Annotated in this window: 15 protein-coding genes; 5 read left to right on the plus strand and 10 right to left on the minus strand. The window is 33.8% G+C overall.

Features of this window, described 5'->3' with window-relative positions; genetic code table 11:
- Window positions 1-138: 138 nt before the first annotated feature.
- The 8 genes from ACM55I_RS01015 to xrtF all read right to left on the minus strand — a co-directional run bounded on the left by ACM55I_RS01015 (window position 139) and on the right by xrtF (window position 7,173).
- On the minus strand, window positions 139-819 hold the full coding sequence (locus ACM55I_RS01015; protein WP_416844931.1) for a DedA family protein: 681 nt from the start codon (window positions 817-819) through the stop codon (window positions 139-141).
- Window positions 820-994: 175 nt separating this feature from the next.
- Complete coding sequence (locus ACM55I_RS01020) at window positions 995-1,336, minus strand: heavy-metal-associated domain-containing protein (protein ID WP_416844932.1); 342 nt, start codon at window positions 1,334-1,336, stop codon at window positions 995-997.
- A gap of 41 nt (window positions 1,337-1,377) precedes the next feature.
- Window positions 1,378-3,387, minus strand: coding sequence for a TonB-dependent receptor plug domain-containing protein (locus tag ACM55I_RS01025; protein WP_416844933.1), 2,010 nt, complete (start codon window positions 3,385-3,387; stop codon window positions 1,378-1,380).
- A 75-nt stretch (window positions 3,388-3,462) separates the two neighbouring features.
- The gene (locus ACM55I_RS01030) at window positions 3,463-3,864 is read right to left on the minus strand and encodes an HYC_CC_PP family protein (RefSeq protein ID WP_416844934.1); all 402 of its coding nucleotides are present in this window, start codon (window positions 3,862-3,864) and stop codon (window positions 3,463-3,465) included.
- Window positions 3,865-3,915: 51 nt separating this feature from the next.
- A complete protein-coding gene (locus ACM55I_RS01035; RefSeq protein ID WP_416844935.1) occupies window positions 3,916-5,271 on the minus strand; it encodes an MBL fold metallo-hydrolase RNA specificity domain-containing protein in 1,356 nt (451 codons plus the stop codon).
- A 42-nt stretch (window positions 5,272-5,313) separates the two neighbouring features.
- On the minus strand, window positions 5,314-6,144 hold the full coding sequence (locus tag ACM55I_RS01040; RefSeq protein ID WP_416844936.1) for a restriction endonuclease: 831 nt from the start codon (window positions 6,142-6,144) through the stop codon (window positions 5,314-5,316).
- 59 nt (window positions 6,145-6,203) lie between these two features.
- Window positions 6,204-6,647 carry an exosortase F system-associated membrane protein gene (locus ACM55I_RS01045; protein WP_416844937.1) on the minus strand — a complete coding sequence of 148 codons (444 nt, stop codon included), beginning with the start codon at window positions 6,645-6,647 and terminating at the stop codon, window positions 6,204-6,206.
- Window positions 6,622-7,173, minus strand: coding sequence for an exosortase family protein XrtF (xrtF, locus tag ACM55I_RS01050; protein WP_416844938.1), 552 nt, complete (start codon window positions 7,171-7,173; stop codon window positions 6,622-6,624). The genes ACM55I_RS01045 and xrtF overlap by 26 nt, the downstream gene beginning before the upstream one ends.
- 75 nt (window positions 7,174-7,248) lie before the next feature.
- Here xrtF and ACM55I_RS01055 point away from each other — a divergent pair, with 75 nt between their 5' ends.
- The 5 genes from ACM55I_RS01055 to rpe all read left to right on the plus strand — a co-directional run bounded on the left by ACM55I_RS01055 (window position 7,249) and on the right by rpe (window position 12,465).
- Window positions 7,249-7,704, plus strand: a complete 456-nt coding sequence (locus tag ACM55I_RS01055) for a GAF domain-containing protein (protein ID WP_416844939.1) — start codon at window positions 7,249-7,251, stop codon at window positions 7,702-7,704.
- Window positions 7,705-7,816: 112 nt separating this feature from the next.
- On the plus strand, window positions 7,817-8,083 hold the full coding sequence (rpsO, locus tag ACM55I_RS01060) for a 30S ribosomal protein S15 (protein WP_066079886.1): 267 nt from the start codon (window positions 7,817-7,819) through the stop codon (window positions 8,081-8,083).
- Between the two features lie 153 nt (window positions 8,084-8,236).
- Window positions 8,237-10,372, plus strand: coding sequence for a polyribonucleotide nucleotidyltransferase (locus ACM55I_RS01065; protein ID WP_416844940.1), 2,136 nt, complete (start codon window positions 8,237-8,239; stop codon window positions 10,370-10,372).
- 165 nt (window positions 10,373-10,537) lie between these two features.
- The gene (locus ACM55I_RS01070) at window positions 10,538-11,401 is read left to right on the plus strand and encodes a sigma-70 family RNA polymerase sigma factor (protein ID WP_007137700.1); all 864 of its coding nucleotides are present in this window, start codon (window positions 10,538-10,540) and stop codon (window positions 11,399-11,401) included.
- A 401-nt stretch (window positions 11,402-11,802) separates the two neighbouring features.
- The gene (gene rpe, locus ACM55I_RS01075; RefSeq protein WP_416844941.1) at window positions 11,803-12,465 is read left to right on the plus strand and encodes a ribulose-phosphate 3-epimerase; all 663 of its coding nucleotides are present in this window, start codon (window positions 11,803-11,805) and stop codon (window positions 12,463-12,465) included.
- 82 nt (window positions 12,466-12,547) lie between these two features.
- On the opposite strand, the gene ACM55I_RS01080 is transcribed toward rpe, so the two are convergent.
- Together ACM55I_RS01080 and ACM55I_RS01085 are read right to left on the minus strand one after the other, a co-directional pair.
- On the minus strand, window positions 12,548-13,444 hold the full coding sequence (locus tag ACM55I_RS01080) for a carbohydrate kinase family protein (RefSeq protein ID WP_416844942.1): 897 nt from the start codon (window positions 13,442-13,444) through the stop codon (window positions 12,548-12,550).
- A gap of 94 nt (window positions 13,445-13,538) precedes the next feature.
- A complete protein-coding gene (locus ACM55I_RS01085) occupies window positions 13,539-15,281 on the minus strand; it encodes a RagB/SusD family nutrient uptake outer membrane protein (RefSeq protein WP_416844943.1) in 1,743 nt (580 codons plus the stop codon).
- Between the last annotated feature and the right edge of the window lies 1 nt (window position 15,282).

A 15,282-nucleotide genomic window follows, 5' to 3' on the forward strand; every position in this document is an offset into this window, starting at 1 on the left:
ACCGAATGAGGTTTAAAAACTGGCTGCATAATCGCTGATTTTGGTACTTAAAAATACGAAGAATCAAAGTAATAAACAAAAAAAACTGCCCGAAAATTACTTTTCGGACAGCCTCTTTTTGTTTATGCGTGTTAATGATTATTTGATATGAACCCTTTTTTTCAAAAGCTTGAATAATACTGGAACTGTAGTAATAAGAACAATGATTATTATAATATATTCAATATGTTCTTTCAAATTAATTCCAAATTTCTCTAAAAAGATCCCGTACAAATAATGCCCGGAGAAAATCAAAATAAAGGACCATAAAAAAGAACTCAAAACATTGAAGAACATAAATTTACTTTTATCCATAGAGACAATTCCAGCTACAATTGGTGCAAAAGTTCTAAAAATTGGTAAAAAACGAGCAAATATTATGGCTTTCCCACCATATTTTTCGAAAAAATCTTTTGATTGCAAAAGGTATTTTTTCTTGAACCAAAAAGTATCTTCTTTTTTAAATAAATAATACCCACTTTTTGCTCCAAACCAATAGCCAACCATATTACCCACAATTCCTGCGGCGGCAACCAATAACGACAATATAGTAACATTAATAAAATTACTTTCTATAGTAACCATATTTTGAACCAACTCTTTACCGTAAATTCCCGCAAGAAAAAGCAAACTGTCTCCAGGAAGAAAAAAACCGGCAAAAAGACCAGTTTCGGCAAAAATTATAAATAAAACGATATACAAACCTATTTGAACTCCTCCTATTTGAAGGGTAATATAAAATTCAGGATTAAGTAATTGTGTCCAATCAAAATTATTCATAAAACGATTTGTAATTAAATTTATTGGTCGTGAAAGTAAGAATAATTTAGCTTAACCGCAATTTATTGCCGCATTTTAAAGTTTAATTAACGCTTTAAAATGCGGTAATGAAGATTATAAATCCTTTAAATCTTAAATTAAAAAAAGTCCAAAATTTTCATTTTGGACTTTAAAATTACAATCGTTCATATTTACAACAGCTATGAAGATTATCATAATCCTCTTTTATTGCCTTTACCTCATCAGTATCATGTCCCTCTTTTGCAATAGCTTTTTTCACATCTAAGGGAGAACACTTTTCTTCATTCAAAATCAAACTCAATTGATGTGTTTCTATACTCCAAATTGCTGATTTAACTCCAGAAACGGAAAAGGCTGCTTTTTGAATTCGTTTTTGACATTGTTCACAAATCCCATTTACTTCAGTTGTGTAATGGGCATTTTTATTCTTTTTCTCTTGAGCCTGAACAGCAAATCCAAGAAAACTAACCATTAGTATTAAAATTATATTTTTCATTTTTACTTCTTTATAGTGATTAATAAATTTTCATCCCGAGCCTATTTTATTTTGAATCGCAATCCCGCATAATACATTTGTCCAAAAACAGGTGCATACACAATTGAAGTATCAAAATTTGGTCCAAAAGGATTATCAGAACCAAGTATCACTTTTTCCTGAGTATAGTTACCAATATTTTCTCCACCTACGTACACTTCAAATGTAGCAGAAAAAACTCTTGTAATTTGAGTGTTCATCAACGAATAAGAAGGCGAAAATTCTGGCAATCTATCATTTATGGGATTATTTGCTGTATTTGGCAATTGCTGTTTTCCAATCCAATTGAAAGTACAATCAAATTTCCATTGTTTTCCCTTTTCTCCAATATGAGTTTCGTATTCTAAATTTCCAAAAACTCTGTGTTTAGCCTGCAATGGTTTTTGATAATTTCCAGAAATATAATCCGTCCTTACATCATAAAATTTATAGGCCGAACGAAAATTCAAATGATCCAAAATTTCATAATTGAATTCCAGTTGCAAACTATTAGCAACCGACTTCCCATTTAAATTATAAAACAAAACTTGTTGCGGACTTTGCATCACATCCACAACAACCTGATTTTGGAAATCCGTACTATAAAAATCAAACCCCGCATCCGCACTTTTGCCGAAGAGCATGAATTTCTGAGAAAAACTCACCCCATAATTCCATGCGATTTCTGGGTTCAATCCATATATTTTACCGTTGGAATCTAAAATATCAAATGTTCTTGAACTGGCAAAAAGTTGTTGATTTTCAGCAAAAATATTAGCACTTCGCTTTCCTCTACCTGCTGAAAATCGTAAAACTCCTTTCTCCCAAGGATTGTATCGCACATGCAATCGTGGGGTTAAAAATGTTCCTAAACGATTGTGATTATCAATTCTTCCTCCCAGAATAATGCTAAAATTATCGGCATTATCATATGTATATTCAAAAAAAGCACCCACTGAATTATCAATTCTACTATAATCATTTATATTGACAAATTCTTGATATTTATCATACGTGAAATTCAAACCTGCAGCAAACTTATTCATCGTGTTACTGATAATTGAATTGAAAATCAAGTTCGAATAATAACTGCTTTGCTTAATATTGTATTGATTCAAACCAAAATATGATTGTTGATTATGGCTGTTAAAAGCATTCTGAAAACCAATACTCTGATAAGGCAAATCTTTAAAAACATACCCCACTTTTGTAGCAACATCCAATCGCTCCGTGTTGATTTCTGAACCCCAATAATTGGTTGTCCCTTTGTCTTTATCTGGATTAAAGTCCAACTCTCCGGTTTGTTTTTTATCATTCATATACCTGAAATTGATAAAACTCACCAAGCCTTTTTCGGCATTGTAATATTGGTATCTATTGAGAATATTGATTTGTTTGGTCAATGGATTATCCAAGAATCCATCATTATTCATGTCTGTTTTAGCAACTCTTGTATTCCCGTGAAGAAACAGGCTGCTGCTCCATTTATCGGATATTTTTCTATTGAAATGCGTGTTTAGTTCAAACCGCGAATCTGACGAACCATAGGCATTCAGGAAAAATGGAATATCATTAATCGGTTTAATTAATTCCGTATTAATTTGCCCCGAAATACTTTCATATCCATTCACTACGCTTCCGGTTCCTTTAGTAATTTGAATACTTTCTACCCAAGTTCCAGGAGTAAATGACAATCCGTATGCTTGTGAAGCACCACGTACTGATGGGATATTTTCTTCGGTAATCATTAAGTACGGACTGGTCAATCCCAGCATTTTGATTTGTTTAGTCCCCGTTAAAGCATCAGAGAAACTGACATCAATAGACGGATTTGTTTCAAAACTTTCAGCAAGATTACAGCAGGCCGCTTTAAGCAATTCCTTACTTGTAATTAGCGTGGTATTTCCTGTTACGGTAAATGATTTTTGAATCCCTTTTTGCTTTTTTATCACCTTGACTTCATTCAGTTTTTCTTGAGAAAACAACGGAATTGAGAACAAAATAATAACAAACAGCGTTAATTTTTTTTGCATGGCAAAATATTTTAATGTTTATAAAAAGTAATTTCAAATCACATAAAATGATTTGACTTTTAAAAAACATTAAAATCAGGCGTAGAAAATATATTGGTTGTAAAGCTTGAAAAGTGGAGGCGAATGGGCATCGCAATAATAAGAGTTATTTTCGAAATTTTTAAAAACAGCAACTTTAGAAAAAACAATCGGATTCCATTCCTTTATTAAAAATGGCACATCGGCATTTAAAGAAAATGCTTTTATAAGAATATTATCTGATTTCTTTTGAAAATGAACCACTTTATCTTTACAACAAGGTGATTTTTTTTCGACTTTATCACAACATTTTTTTTCAAAATTTTGAGATGAGAAGTCCGTTTTCAAAGAAACTGAAGCGATTTCATTGCCACAATAATGCACATCAAAAGCCAATCCCACATTGGAAACCAACAGGAAAAAAGCGAGAAGAATACTAATGTGCTTTTTGAATTTCATTTTGCAAAATTAGTGATTTAATCAATCTATAAATCAAATTTCTGTTAAAAATTAAAGCTCAAGCTCTTGCCCCATTAAAGGAACTTTACAATCAAACCCATATTTTTCTTGAATTTTTATTCGAAGTTCATCAGCTGGTGCATTCTCTCCATGAACTAAAAACACTTTTTTTGGTTTATTTTCTAGAACAGACAGCCAATTCAGAAGGTCTTTTTGATCACCATGCGCAGACAATCCTTCTATTTCTAATATAGTAGCCAACACCGGATAATATTTACCGTGAATTTTAATTTCTTTGGCACCCTCTAATAATTTTCTTCCGCGGGTTCCTTCAGCTTGATAACCAATAATAATCACAGTAGTTTCGGGTAAACCAATATATCGTTCCAAATAACTGAGAACTCTACCGCCAGTAACCATTCCGCTAGCAGCAATAACTACTTTTGATTGTTTATTAAAAATAGTTTCAATGGTTTCTTGATATTCTGCAATCATCGTGAACATATTACACATTTCAACATAGTCATGCTCTGGTAATTTATGCCATTTTCTATTATTGGAAAAAATATCCAAAACACTTATTCCCATTGGAGTATCAATGATATAAGGAATATTAGGTATTCTTCCTTCCGTTTTAAGTTTCCATAATAGATACATTACACTTTGCGCACGTTCTACGGCAAAACTAGGAATGATGATTGTTCCGCCTTTTTGAACAGCATTATTAATATACATTTCCAACTCGTCTTTGGGATCTGTATTCGGATGCAACCGATTCCCATAGGTACTTTCAAGAAATATATAATCGCCTCTTTTTGGCTTTGTTGGCGGATACATAAGCGCATCATTATCTCGTCCAATATCTCCTGAGAAAACTAATATTTTATTCTCAAGCTGCAGTTCAATTGTACAGGCGCCAATAATGTGTCCTGCATTAGTGTAAACGGCGCTAATTTCAGCGTCCAAAGGAATGGCTTCATTGGTTTTAATAACTCTAAAAAGCGGAAAAACTTTTTCAGCTTGGACTACGGTATAAAGAGGTTGAGCAATTTCATGTTTGGAAAATTTTCCTTCATTCGCTTTTTTGGCTTCTTCTTCTTGAATTTTAGCACTATCCAATAAAATTAGCTTAGCGACATCCTTAGTAGGACTTGTACAATAAATTTTCCCCTTAAAGCCTTGATCCACCAATCTGGGCAACCAGCCGCAATGATCTAAATGACCATGAGTTAACAAAACAAAATCTATAGTTGAAGGCAAAACAGGCAATGGTTCCCAGTTGAGTTCGCGCAAAGGCTTAATCCCCTGAAATTGGCCGCAATCTATCAAAATTCTAATTCCGTTGCTTTCAATTAATGTTTTAGAACCTGTTACAGTTCCTGCGCCTCCAATAAATTTAATTTTCATTTGATTTGAATTTAAAATTAAACAATCCAAAACCTATTATTTTTAAATATACCCACACAAATCCGAAGCTTCCTTCAATACATTTTTAATTCGGTTAGTGCTCAATTCAATTTTTTTCAAACAATCTGAATTATTTATAATCTCTTTCACCAAAATGACATCTAAGATTAACAATTTATCCTTTTCGGCGAGTGACAAAGTGGTTAAACAAGTTACGGGATAAAGATTACTGCTGTCATTTTTTGTTTTTAAATTATTGTCCTCGGGATAATTCCAGCTCAATAAATTCAATCCTGAACAACTGGCAAAATCGATAGCATCTGTCGTAAACCTGTTATTCGTGACAATCCAGCATTTTGAAATAATTTCTTCCTTGCCAAAAACAGCATGCTTATTTCCTTTTAAATCATTAAAACGAGACAAGATATACATAGGAACTTTCACATCAGAAGCAGCATCTCTACCGGCATGATATTTACATTCAACCATCGCAATAGTGCCATTTTTTTTGATTATAACATCAATTTCATGCGAAACGCATTCCCCTTGTAAAGTCAAATTAGTTATGGTTTCGTATTGTTCCTCCAAAAAAAGTCGGGCTATGTATTTTTCAAAGAAAAAACCTGCTGGTCCTAATAATCGTATTGCTTCTCTTAGATTGTACCGTGCTGCGTGCGAATTAGCTGTTTTTTTCAACATCGCAAAAGCCATTTTATAAATATGCTTCGTAGAAATTCCTTCGTAGATTTCACCTTGAATTGATTTCAAAATTCGTTCAACCACTTCACTATTGGCTCCTGATTTTAATAAGGATTTTTTTAATTTTTCGGCATTAAATTCAACAATATCCCCGGAATTTTTTACTATTTTCATACCCTTATTTCGTTGAAAATTAAATCATTAAATTCAACCTTAAAGATAAATAAAAAAGACTACTTATTTTGTTTTTGATAATAAAATCCCGGAACAAATAACAAAACAAAAATGGGTTGAATCAAAAATCGGCGAACATAAAACAATGCTAAATTATTATGTCCTTTGATGAATAAAATTATATAGAAAAAAGCAGCAATTAATACCATAAAGAAAAAACAATACAGAACAAGAGCAAATTTCACCATTTGTACATCTTTGAAAAGAACATAAATTATCCCTAATGATACCACTGTATTCAATGTATAACGAAAAAGCAATCCCAAAAACAATTGAAATGAATTGAAATTGGGTAAGGGTAAATGAGTAAAATCGTTTTTGAAATAATCCAAAAAGGGATCGTAAAACAATTGATCTTCAAATGCACGAATTAGCACTAACAATGTAACTAAAACAATAAATTGTAGTAGTCTAACTTTATTCTTTAGTAGTTTTTGAAGCATATCTTGAAAATTTATTAACCCAAATTAGCCATAAAATAAAAACAACACCATATATAAATAAAGGAAAAAGTACTCCGTGAAAAAACTGTTTTTGATTTGGATAATTAAACATCAAAAAACATAAAATTGCTATTCTAAATACATTTAATACATAAATAAGTACGCTTCCGGCAAAGATAAAAAGCAACGTTGTTTTTAATTTTCCTGAAAAAGCAACTATAAAAGCAACAAACAAAATGATAACACTAATGGCATTACAACCCTCAATAATTCTAGCTACATATTTTTGACTGTAAAACAACTTAATATAAGGTTCTAAAGTATTTTCCTCAACAGTAGCGCTTTTATCAAACAATTGCATAACCTGTTTTGTATTCTGGCCCACTAATTGGGTAATTCTATCCAGTTTATTTTCTCCAAAACTATTAAGATATTCCTGATACAAAAAGGTAAGAGCAATGTAAGTCAAAAAAAAGGTAGCCAGAAAAAACAAAAAAGGTTTGTAGAGAATAAAATATTTTTTCAAAATCTATTTTTTAACAAATTTATATAATTTTTAAAACTGGCTTTAAATACTTTTGCATAAATAAAAAATAAAAACATGACATTTCAAGAATTACAACCAAAAGTAACCGAAATCACTTTAAATACAACGCAGTCAAGAGACGAAAAACTCTTGTCTATTTGTGAGCTTCTTAGTAACTCCGTTGACTATTATAATTGGGTTGGATTTTATTTTGCTAACCACGAATCCAAAACATTACACTTAGGACCTTATGTAGGAGCAGAAACAGATCATACGGTAATCCCTTTTGGAAAAGGAATTTGCGGACAAGTGGCCGTTTCTAATGAAAACTTTGTAGTTCCTGACGTTGCAGCGCAAGATAATTATATTGCTTGTAGTTTTACTGTAAAATCAGAGATCGTAGTGCCGCTTTTTGTAAACGGAGAAAACATAGGACAAATTGATATTGACAGCCATGTCATAGATCCATTCACTAAAGAGGATGAAAAGTTCCTCGAGTTTGTGAATGAAGAAATTGCGAAGTTGTACTAAGATTTAAAATAATTTACAATTCATAATTAATAATTGATAATTATTTTCTACTTTTGCACCCGTCTTACAATAGCTGTATGACATACATAAAAATCATTAAACAAATATTGGAATGTATTTAACTAAAGAGATTAAAGAAGAAATCTTCGCTAAACACGGAGAAAAAACAAACACTGGAAAATCAGAAGCTCAAATTGCTTTGTTCACTTTCAGAATTAGCCATTTAACAGAGCACTTGAAAAAAAATCGTCATGATTATAACACAGAGCGCTCATTAGTATTGCTAGTAGGTAAAAGAAGATCTTTGTTGGACTACTTGAAGAAAACAGAAATCAACAGATATCGTGAGATTATCAAAGTATTGAATATCAGAAAATAATCAATATAAAAGAGGTGCGAAAGTGCCTCTTTTTGTTTTTATATACAATAATAAAAAAGTTTGGTTTTTCATTGGGTTTTAGGCATTAACTACGCAAAACAACAACTACAACACAACTAAAACCCATTGTTTAATCTAAAGAGAATTAAAATTATGATTCCACAATTATTTGTAGAAAACATCGATTTAGGAGATGGCAGAAGCATCTCAATCGAGACAGGACGTTTAGCCAAACAAGCTGACGGTGCTGTAGTAGTAAGAATAGGCAAAACTGTTATTTTAGGAACAGTAGTATCTTCAAGAAAAGCAACTCCAGGTATCGACTTTTTACCACTTACGGTAGATTATCGTGAAAAATTTGCTGCAGCAGGGCGTTTTCCTGGTGGTTTTTTCAAAAGAGAAGCTCGTCCAAGCGATAACGAAGTTTTAACAATGAGATTAGTTGACCGCGTATTGCGTCCCCTTTTCCCAGATGATTATCATGCTGAAGTTCAAGTTATGATTCAGTTAATGTCTCATGACGAAGATGTAATGCCTGATGCATTAGCAGGATTGGCAGCTTCAGCAGCATTAGCTTTATCTGACATTCCTTTCGAAACTTTAATTTCTGAAGCTCGTGTGGGTCGTATTGATGGTAAATTTATTATCAATCCAAGTCGTGCACAATTAGAACTATCTGACATCGACATGATGATTGGCGCTTCAACAGATTCTATCGCAATGGTAGAAGGTGAAATGAAAGAAATTTCAGAAGCAGAAATGGTTGAAGCTATTAAATTTGCTCACGAACACATTAAAGTTCAAATTGCCGCACAAGAAAGATTGGCAGCAGCATTTGGAAAAAAAGAAGTTCGTACGTACGAAACTGAAAAATCTGACGATGCAATTTACGCTAAAGTAAAAGCAGCTGCATATGATAAAATTTATGATATCGCAAAAGTTGGATCTTCTAAACAAGAGAGAACTGCTGCATTTGCAGAAGTAAAAGACGAAGTTAAAGCCTTGTTTACAGAAGAAGAATTAGCAGAAAACGGGGATTTAGTAGGGAAATATTTCTACAAAGTTAACAAAGAAGCAGTTCGTAATGTAACGCTAGATTTAGGAACACGTCTTGACGGAAGAAAAACTACAGAAATCAGACCTATCTGGTGTGAAATAGATTACTTACCATCAGTTCACGGTTCGGCATTGTTTACACGTGGAGAAACTCAAGCTTTGGCAACAGCAACTTTAGGAACTTCTAGAGAAGCAAACCAAATTGATTCACCATCTGAACAAGGAGAAGAAAAATTCTACTTGCATTATAATTTTCCCCCATTTTCTACAGGAGAAGCTCGTCCATTAAGAGGAACTTCAAGAAGAGAAGTTGGTCACGGAAACTTAGCACAACGTGCTTTGAAAAACATGATTCCTGCTGAAAATCCTTATACTATCAGAATTGTTTCTGAAGTATTAGAATCAAATGGTTCATCTTCTATGGCAACAGTTTGTGCTGGAACATTAGCGTTAATGGATGCTGGAATTCAAATGATACGTCCTGTTTCTGGAATTGCAATGGGATTGATTACTGATGGAGATCGTTTTGCCGTTTTATCTGATATTCTTGGTGATGAAGATCACTTGGGAGATATGGACTTTAAGGTAACTGGAACTTCTGAAGGTATTACGGCTTGTCAAATGGATATCAAAATTGACGGATTGAAATACGAGATTATGGAAGCTGCTTTGGCTCAAGCCAGAGATGGTCGTTTGCATATCCTTGGAATTCTAACCAGTACTTTAGCAGCTCCAAAAGCAGATGTTAAAGCCTATGCTCCAAAAATTATCACAAGAACAATTCCTGGTAACTTTATTGGTGCTTTGATTGGACCTGGTGGTAAAGTAATTCAAGAATTACAAAAAGCTACAGGAACAACTATCGTAATCAACGAAGTAAACGAACAAGGAGTTATCGAAATTCTTGGAACTGATCCTGCTGGAATTGAAGCGGTATTGGCCAAAATCCAATCGATTACCTTCAAACCACAAATGGGTGAAGCTTACGAAGTAAAAGTAATCAAAATGCTAGATTTTGGTGCAGTTGTAGAATACCTTGATGCTCCCGGAAACGAAGTATTACTTCACGTTTCGGAATTAGCTTGGGAAAGAACAGAAAATGTTGCCGATGTAGTAAACATAGGTGATGTGTTCATGATTAAGTACCTTGGTTTAGACCCTAAAACTCGTAAAGAGAAAGTATCTAGAAAAGCCTTAATGCCAAGACCTCCACGCGAGGAGAAAAAAGAGTAATCAGATCTTAGTTTACTAAAGGTTTATTTATAGAAAAACCCGTTTCATTTATTTGAAATGGGTTTTTTGTTTTTATTTAAATTATTTTCAAAACTATTGTAACTTTTTATTGACCCCATACGTATAACTACTTGTACACTTAAAAATTGAGGAGACAAAAAAAACATGAGACAACTAAAAATCACCAAGCAGGTAACCAATCGTGAAACTGCTTCATTAGACAAGTATTTACAAGAAATTGGAAAAGTTGACCTTATTACCGCTGACGAAGAGGTAGAATTAGCACAAAAGATTAAAGCCGGTGACCAGAAAGCATTAGAGAAATTGACAAAAGCCAATTTACGTTTCGTGGTTTCGGTAGCAAAACAATATCAAAATCAAGGGTTAACCCTTCCCGATTTGATTAACGAAGGAAATTTAGGATTGATAAAAGCAGCACAACGTTTTGATGAAACACGTGGTTTCAAATTCATCTCGTATGCCGTTTGGTGGATTCGTCAATCTATCTTACAAGCATTGGCAGAACAATCCCGTATCGTTCGTTTGCCTTTGAATAAAATTGGTTCTATCAATAAAATCAACAAAATGTACGCTTTATTAGAGCAATCTAACGAGCGTCCACCATCTGCTGAGGAAATTGCAAAAGAACTTGACATGACCGTAAATGACGTAAAAGAGAGTATGAAAAACTCTGGTCGTCACTTATCAATGGATGCACCTCTTGTAGAAGGAGAAGATTCAAACCTTTACGATGTATTGCGTTCTGGTGAATCTCCAAATCCGGACAGAGAATTAATCCACGAATCATTGCGTACTGAAATCGAGCGTTCCTTAGAAACATTGACCCCAAGAGAAGCTGATGTTGTTCGTTTGTACTTTGGTCTTGGTGATCAACACCCAATGACATTAGAGGAAATTGGAGAAACTTTCGACTTAACTCGTGAGCGTGTACGTCAAATCAAGGAAAAAGCAATCCGAAGATTGAAACACACTTCCAGAAGTAAAATATTAAAAACCTACTTAGGTTAATTCACAATATTCCCCAATTAAAATCTTTAAAACTTAAATTTTTTAATTCAAAATGAACAACAGTTTGATTGACTGTTCGTTTTTTGATTGATGATTGAAACTCCGGCTGATTACCGGAGTTTTATTTTTTTAATCTGAATTCATTTCAGATTTACCTCACCTATTCCTTTTATCATTTGGGCGTAACCCTTCGTAAAAACTTCGGGTCTGGCTTTTCGTTGCAATCTTTTTATTAAAAAAATAAAAAGGATTTCCACTTCAATCCCTTACGCAAATCGGCGGATGAGTCGCGAATTGAATCTATAAAAAACTTTCGCCAATTGCTCTAAAAAAACTACTTTTACACAAACAATACAACTGTAAAGATTCACTACGGTGCATCTCAACAAAACAATTATACAATGAAAAACACATTAATTGCACCATCAGTTCTTGCTGCTGATTTTGCTAATTTGCAACGCGACATCGAAATGATCAATAACAGTGAAGCCGATTGGTTTCATATTGACATCATGGATGGCATTTTTGTACCAAACATTTCTTTTGGAATGCCCGTTCTTGAAGCTATTTCAAGACATGCAAAAAAAACAATCGATGTTCATTTAATGATTGTAGACCCAGACCGATACATCAAGACTTTTGCTGATTTAGGAGCAAATATCCTATGTGTCCACTATGAAGCCTGTACTCACTTACACAGAACCTTGCAAGCCATTAAAGCTGAAGGTATGAAAGCTGGAGTAGCTTTAAATCCACACACAAACATTGACCTTTTGGAAGACGTTATCAACGATATCGATTTGGTTTGTATCATGAGTGTGAATCCAGGTTTTGGCGGACAATCTTTTATAGAAAATACGTACGCTAAGGTTCAAAAATTAAAAGATTTAATTACCAGAAAAGGAGCCAAAACCATTATAGAAATTGACGGTGGCGTTACCGATAAAAATGCTAAACAACTTGTCGAAGCCGGAGCTGATATTCTTGTGGCGGGAAGTTTTGTTTTTAAAGCGGAGAATCCTACAGCAACGATTGCCGACTTGAAGAAATTGACTTCTTTTTAGTTCTCACTATTTTGCATAAAAAAGCCAAAGACATTACTTTCTTTGGCTTTTTTATAGGCTTAATTTCTTGCTTAAATAGTTATCAAAGCATCATGAATTTAGTTATTTCTTTTTCGGAAATTTTAGGATTTGCTCCTTCATGACCAGCCACTAAAGCACCCACAGCACATGCATAATTCAACGATTTTTGTGGTGACTTCCCTCTAAGTAATTTGACTATCAGTGACGCTAAGAAAGAATCCCCTGCACCTACAGTATCAACTACTTTTATAAAATAACCACTATTGTAATAAAATTTATCATTGTAATATAAGACCGCTCCAAATGCGCCTTTTGTTACGCAAACATGTTTTGTATTAGTCTTTTCAGCGATAAATTTAATATTTTGCTCAAAGGAATTATAAGGAGATTCCAATTGCTGGCTTATCTCATATAATTCTTCATCATTGAGCTTAATGAAATCCGCTTTTAGCATTAATTCATAAAGAACATCTGCCGTATAATACGGAGCCCTTAAATTTGCATCCAAAACCTTATATTTAGCTTTGTCCAAAAGGTCATACAGCGTTGATCTGGAAACCTCATCCCGGCATATTAAACTCCCAAAAACGAAAGCATCTGATTCCGAAACTTTCTCATCCATTTCTTTACTGGGTGTAATTTTGTCCCAGGAAGACGGATAATGAATATCATAAGAAGCATTTCCCTTTTCGTTAATCATTACGTTAACCACACCTGTTTTATAATCTTCCCCTATTTGGATAGCATCTGAACTCACATCCTGATTATTTATAAAAGATATAATCTCGTTCCCATCTTCGTCTGCACCGACACGACTTATAATCGTTGTTTCTGCCCCCAAAGAATTCATTCGAAGCGCAACATTCAATGGTGCTCCTCCAATTTTTTTATGGGTTGGGAAAAGATCCCATAAAACCTCCCCAAAACTAACTACACTTAGCATGTATTTTGTATTCATAACTAAAAAATTTAAAAATTAAAGGCAAGTTTAAAACTTGCCTTTAACCTAATTTAAAACACTAACCAAACAAACATTATAATTAACCTTATTTTTAATATCCTGGATTTTGTTTGTATAAACCTCCAGTAAAATCAATTTCTCTTTGAGGTATTGGATAATACTCATCTCTACCTGCAGTAAAATGCGCATTGGAAAGGAAATCTTTCTTTGTTTTTTCTACACCAAGATAAGCGTTCAAAACTTGTTCTGCTTTACCCCATCTAACAAGATCAAAAAATCGAGGACCTTCCATTCCAAACTCCAATCGTCTTTCAAACATAAGTGCTTTCATAGCATAATCTTTTGAAGGAAAAGAAGCGTATGGAGCAATTTTATAAACATTTGAAGCTCCTGCTGCCAAAGGCATTGTTGTACTCGCTGCAGCTCTTGCCCTAACTTGATTAATTATAGGTAATGCTTCAGTATATCTGTTTAATTGTATTAATGCTTCTGCTTTGAATAATAGCACATCAGCATATCTTATAAAATCAACATTTTTTGAAGTACCAATGAATGGTCCATTTTTCACATAACAGGAACAATCCGGGGATTGCTGCTCTTTCATATTTCCAAAGTATCCATAAACTCCAGGATCTCTAGCCCAACTGAATTTGTAAACCATATCACCAGTAGCTTTCAGAGTATTTTTGTATTTAAATGGTCTTCCGGGAACGCCTACCGTATGGTCAATTCTTGGATCAACAGTAACACCTGCAGCAAGCGGAGCATTTCCACTGCCATCAACTGCGTTAAAAATATCTGAATTATTAAAAGTATCCAATAATGGTAAACCATTAGCGTCTGTTCTAAAAGCATTTACCATATTCTGGCTTGCCATATGAAAACCACAACATCCATAAAGTGGCGTACCATGAGGAGAATTTAACCCAGTCACAAAACTTACTCTTCCTGTATTGGTTCCATCATTGATAGAAAACTGAACTGCCCAAATAGATTCTGATCCATTATCATGACCATCTAAAAAGTTATTCCCAAAATCCGGTTCTAAACTTCCGGTTACTTTATCAGCATAATCAATAACTTCTTGTAATCGAGCTGCATTAATACTTGTAACTTGATGTGTATCATTTTGTTCGTAAGCCTGATACAATCTTAATTTTGCTAAATAAGCAGCTGCTGCATTTTTATCAGCCCTTCCCACTTGATCCTGTGATTGCGGTAAATTATCGAAAGCAAAACGAAAATCATCTGCAATTTTATTCCACAAATCCTCATTTGACAAATCATTAGACGTTTTTAAAATCTGTTCCTGAGTTAAATCTTCTGTTATAAAAGGAACTTTCTTAAACAGCAATTTCAACATAAAATGAGAATGTGCTCTTAAAAAGCGTAATTCCGCTTGTCTCACTTTTTTTAACGGATAATCCGCATCAGGAATTGCATTGATTACAGATAAAGCAAAATTAGCTCTTGAAATCGCTTTATAGTGATTCGTCCAAGTTCTAGGTAACATCCAATCTCCATAATCCGGAGTTGTTAGATTATATTGTTCGTAACGGTCTATAACGTCAACATCGCCGCGACCACCTCCACCTTTGTAAGCATCATCTGATCGTACACTTCCATAAACCCATTGGTGTGTTATTGGCCCCACCATTTCATCATTGCCAATTGCAGCATAAGCAGCGTTAACAAGGGCATCTGCATTTCCTGCTGTTGCCACATTCCCGGAAGATAATACTCCGGTAGGTTCATAATCTAAAAAATCTGCGCTACATGATGTCAAAAATAAGACGGACAAAAAGCTGATAACTATTTTATTATATTTTTTCATG

Origin of the sequence: Flavobacterium algoris (assembly GCF_048158525.1) — a bacterium.
Taxonomy (GTDB): Bacteria; Bacteroidota; Bacteroidia; order Flavobacteriales; family Flavobacteriaceae; genus Flavobacterium; species Flavobacterium algoris.

What these genes read in the sequence shown, in the direction of transcription:
- ACM55I_RS01015 (WP_416844931.1), bottom strand. Translation starts at nt 819, where the DNA reads ATGAATAATTTTGATTGGACACAATTACTTAATCCTGAATTTTATATT.
- ACM55I_RS01020 (WP_416844932.1), bottom strand. Translation starts at nt 1,336, where the DNA reads ATGAAAAATATAATTTTAATACTAATGGTTAGTTTTCTTGGATTTGCT.
- ACM55I_RS01025 (WP_416844933.1), bottom strand. Translation starts at nt 3,387, where the DNA reads ATGCAAAAAAAATTAACGCTGTTTGTTATTATTTTGTTCTCAATTCCG.
- ACM55I_RS01030 (WP_416844934.1), bottom strand. Translation starts at nt 3,864, where the DNA reads ATGAAATTCAAAAAGCACATTAGTATTCTTCTCGCTTTTTTCCTGTTG.
- ACM55I_RS01035 (WP_416844935.1), bottom strand. Translation starts at nt 5,271, where the DNA reads ATGAAAATTAAATTTATTGGAGGCGCAGGAACTGTAACAGGTTCTAAA.
- ACM55I_RS01040 (WP_416844936.1), bottom strand. Translation starts at nt 6,144, where the DNA reads ATGAAAATAGTAAAAAATTCCGGGGATATTGTTGAATTTAATGCCGAA.
- ACM55I_RS01045 (WP_416844937.1), bottom strand. Translation starts at nt 6,647, where the DNA reads ATGCTTCAAAAACTACTAAAGAATAAAGTTAGACTACTACAATTTATT.
- ACM55I_RS01055 (WP_416844939.1), top strand. Translation starts at nt 7,249, where the DNA reads ATGACATTTCAAGAATTACAACCAAAAGTAACCGAAATCACTTTAAAT.
- rpsO (WP_066079886.1), top strand. Translation starts at nt 7,817, where the DNA reads ATGTATTTAACTAAAGAGATTAAAGAAGAAATCTTCGCTAAACACGGA.
- ACM55I_RS01065 (WP_416844940.1), top strand. Translation starts at nt 8,237, where the DNA reads ATGATTCCACAATTATTTGTAGAAAACATCGATTTAGGAGATGGCAGA.
- ACM55I_RS01070 (WP_007137700.1), top strand. Translation starts at nt 10,538, where the DNA reads ATGAGACAACTAAAAATCACCAAGCAGGTAACCAATCGTGAAACTGCT.
- rpe (WP_416844941.1), top strand. Translation starts at nt 11,803, where the DNA reads ATGAAAAACACATTAATTGCACCATCAGTTCTTGCTGCTGATTTTGCT.
- ACM55I_RS01080 (WP_416844942.1), bottom strand. Translation starts at nt 13,444, where the DNA reads ATGAATACAAAATACATGCTAAGTGTAGTTAGTTTTGGGGAGGTTTTA.
- ACM55I_RS01085 (WP_416844943.1), bottom strand. Translation starts at nt 15,281, where the DNA reads ATGAAAAAATATAATAAAATAGTTATCAGCTTTTTGTCCGTCTTATTT.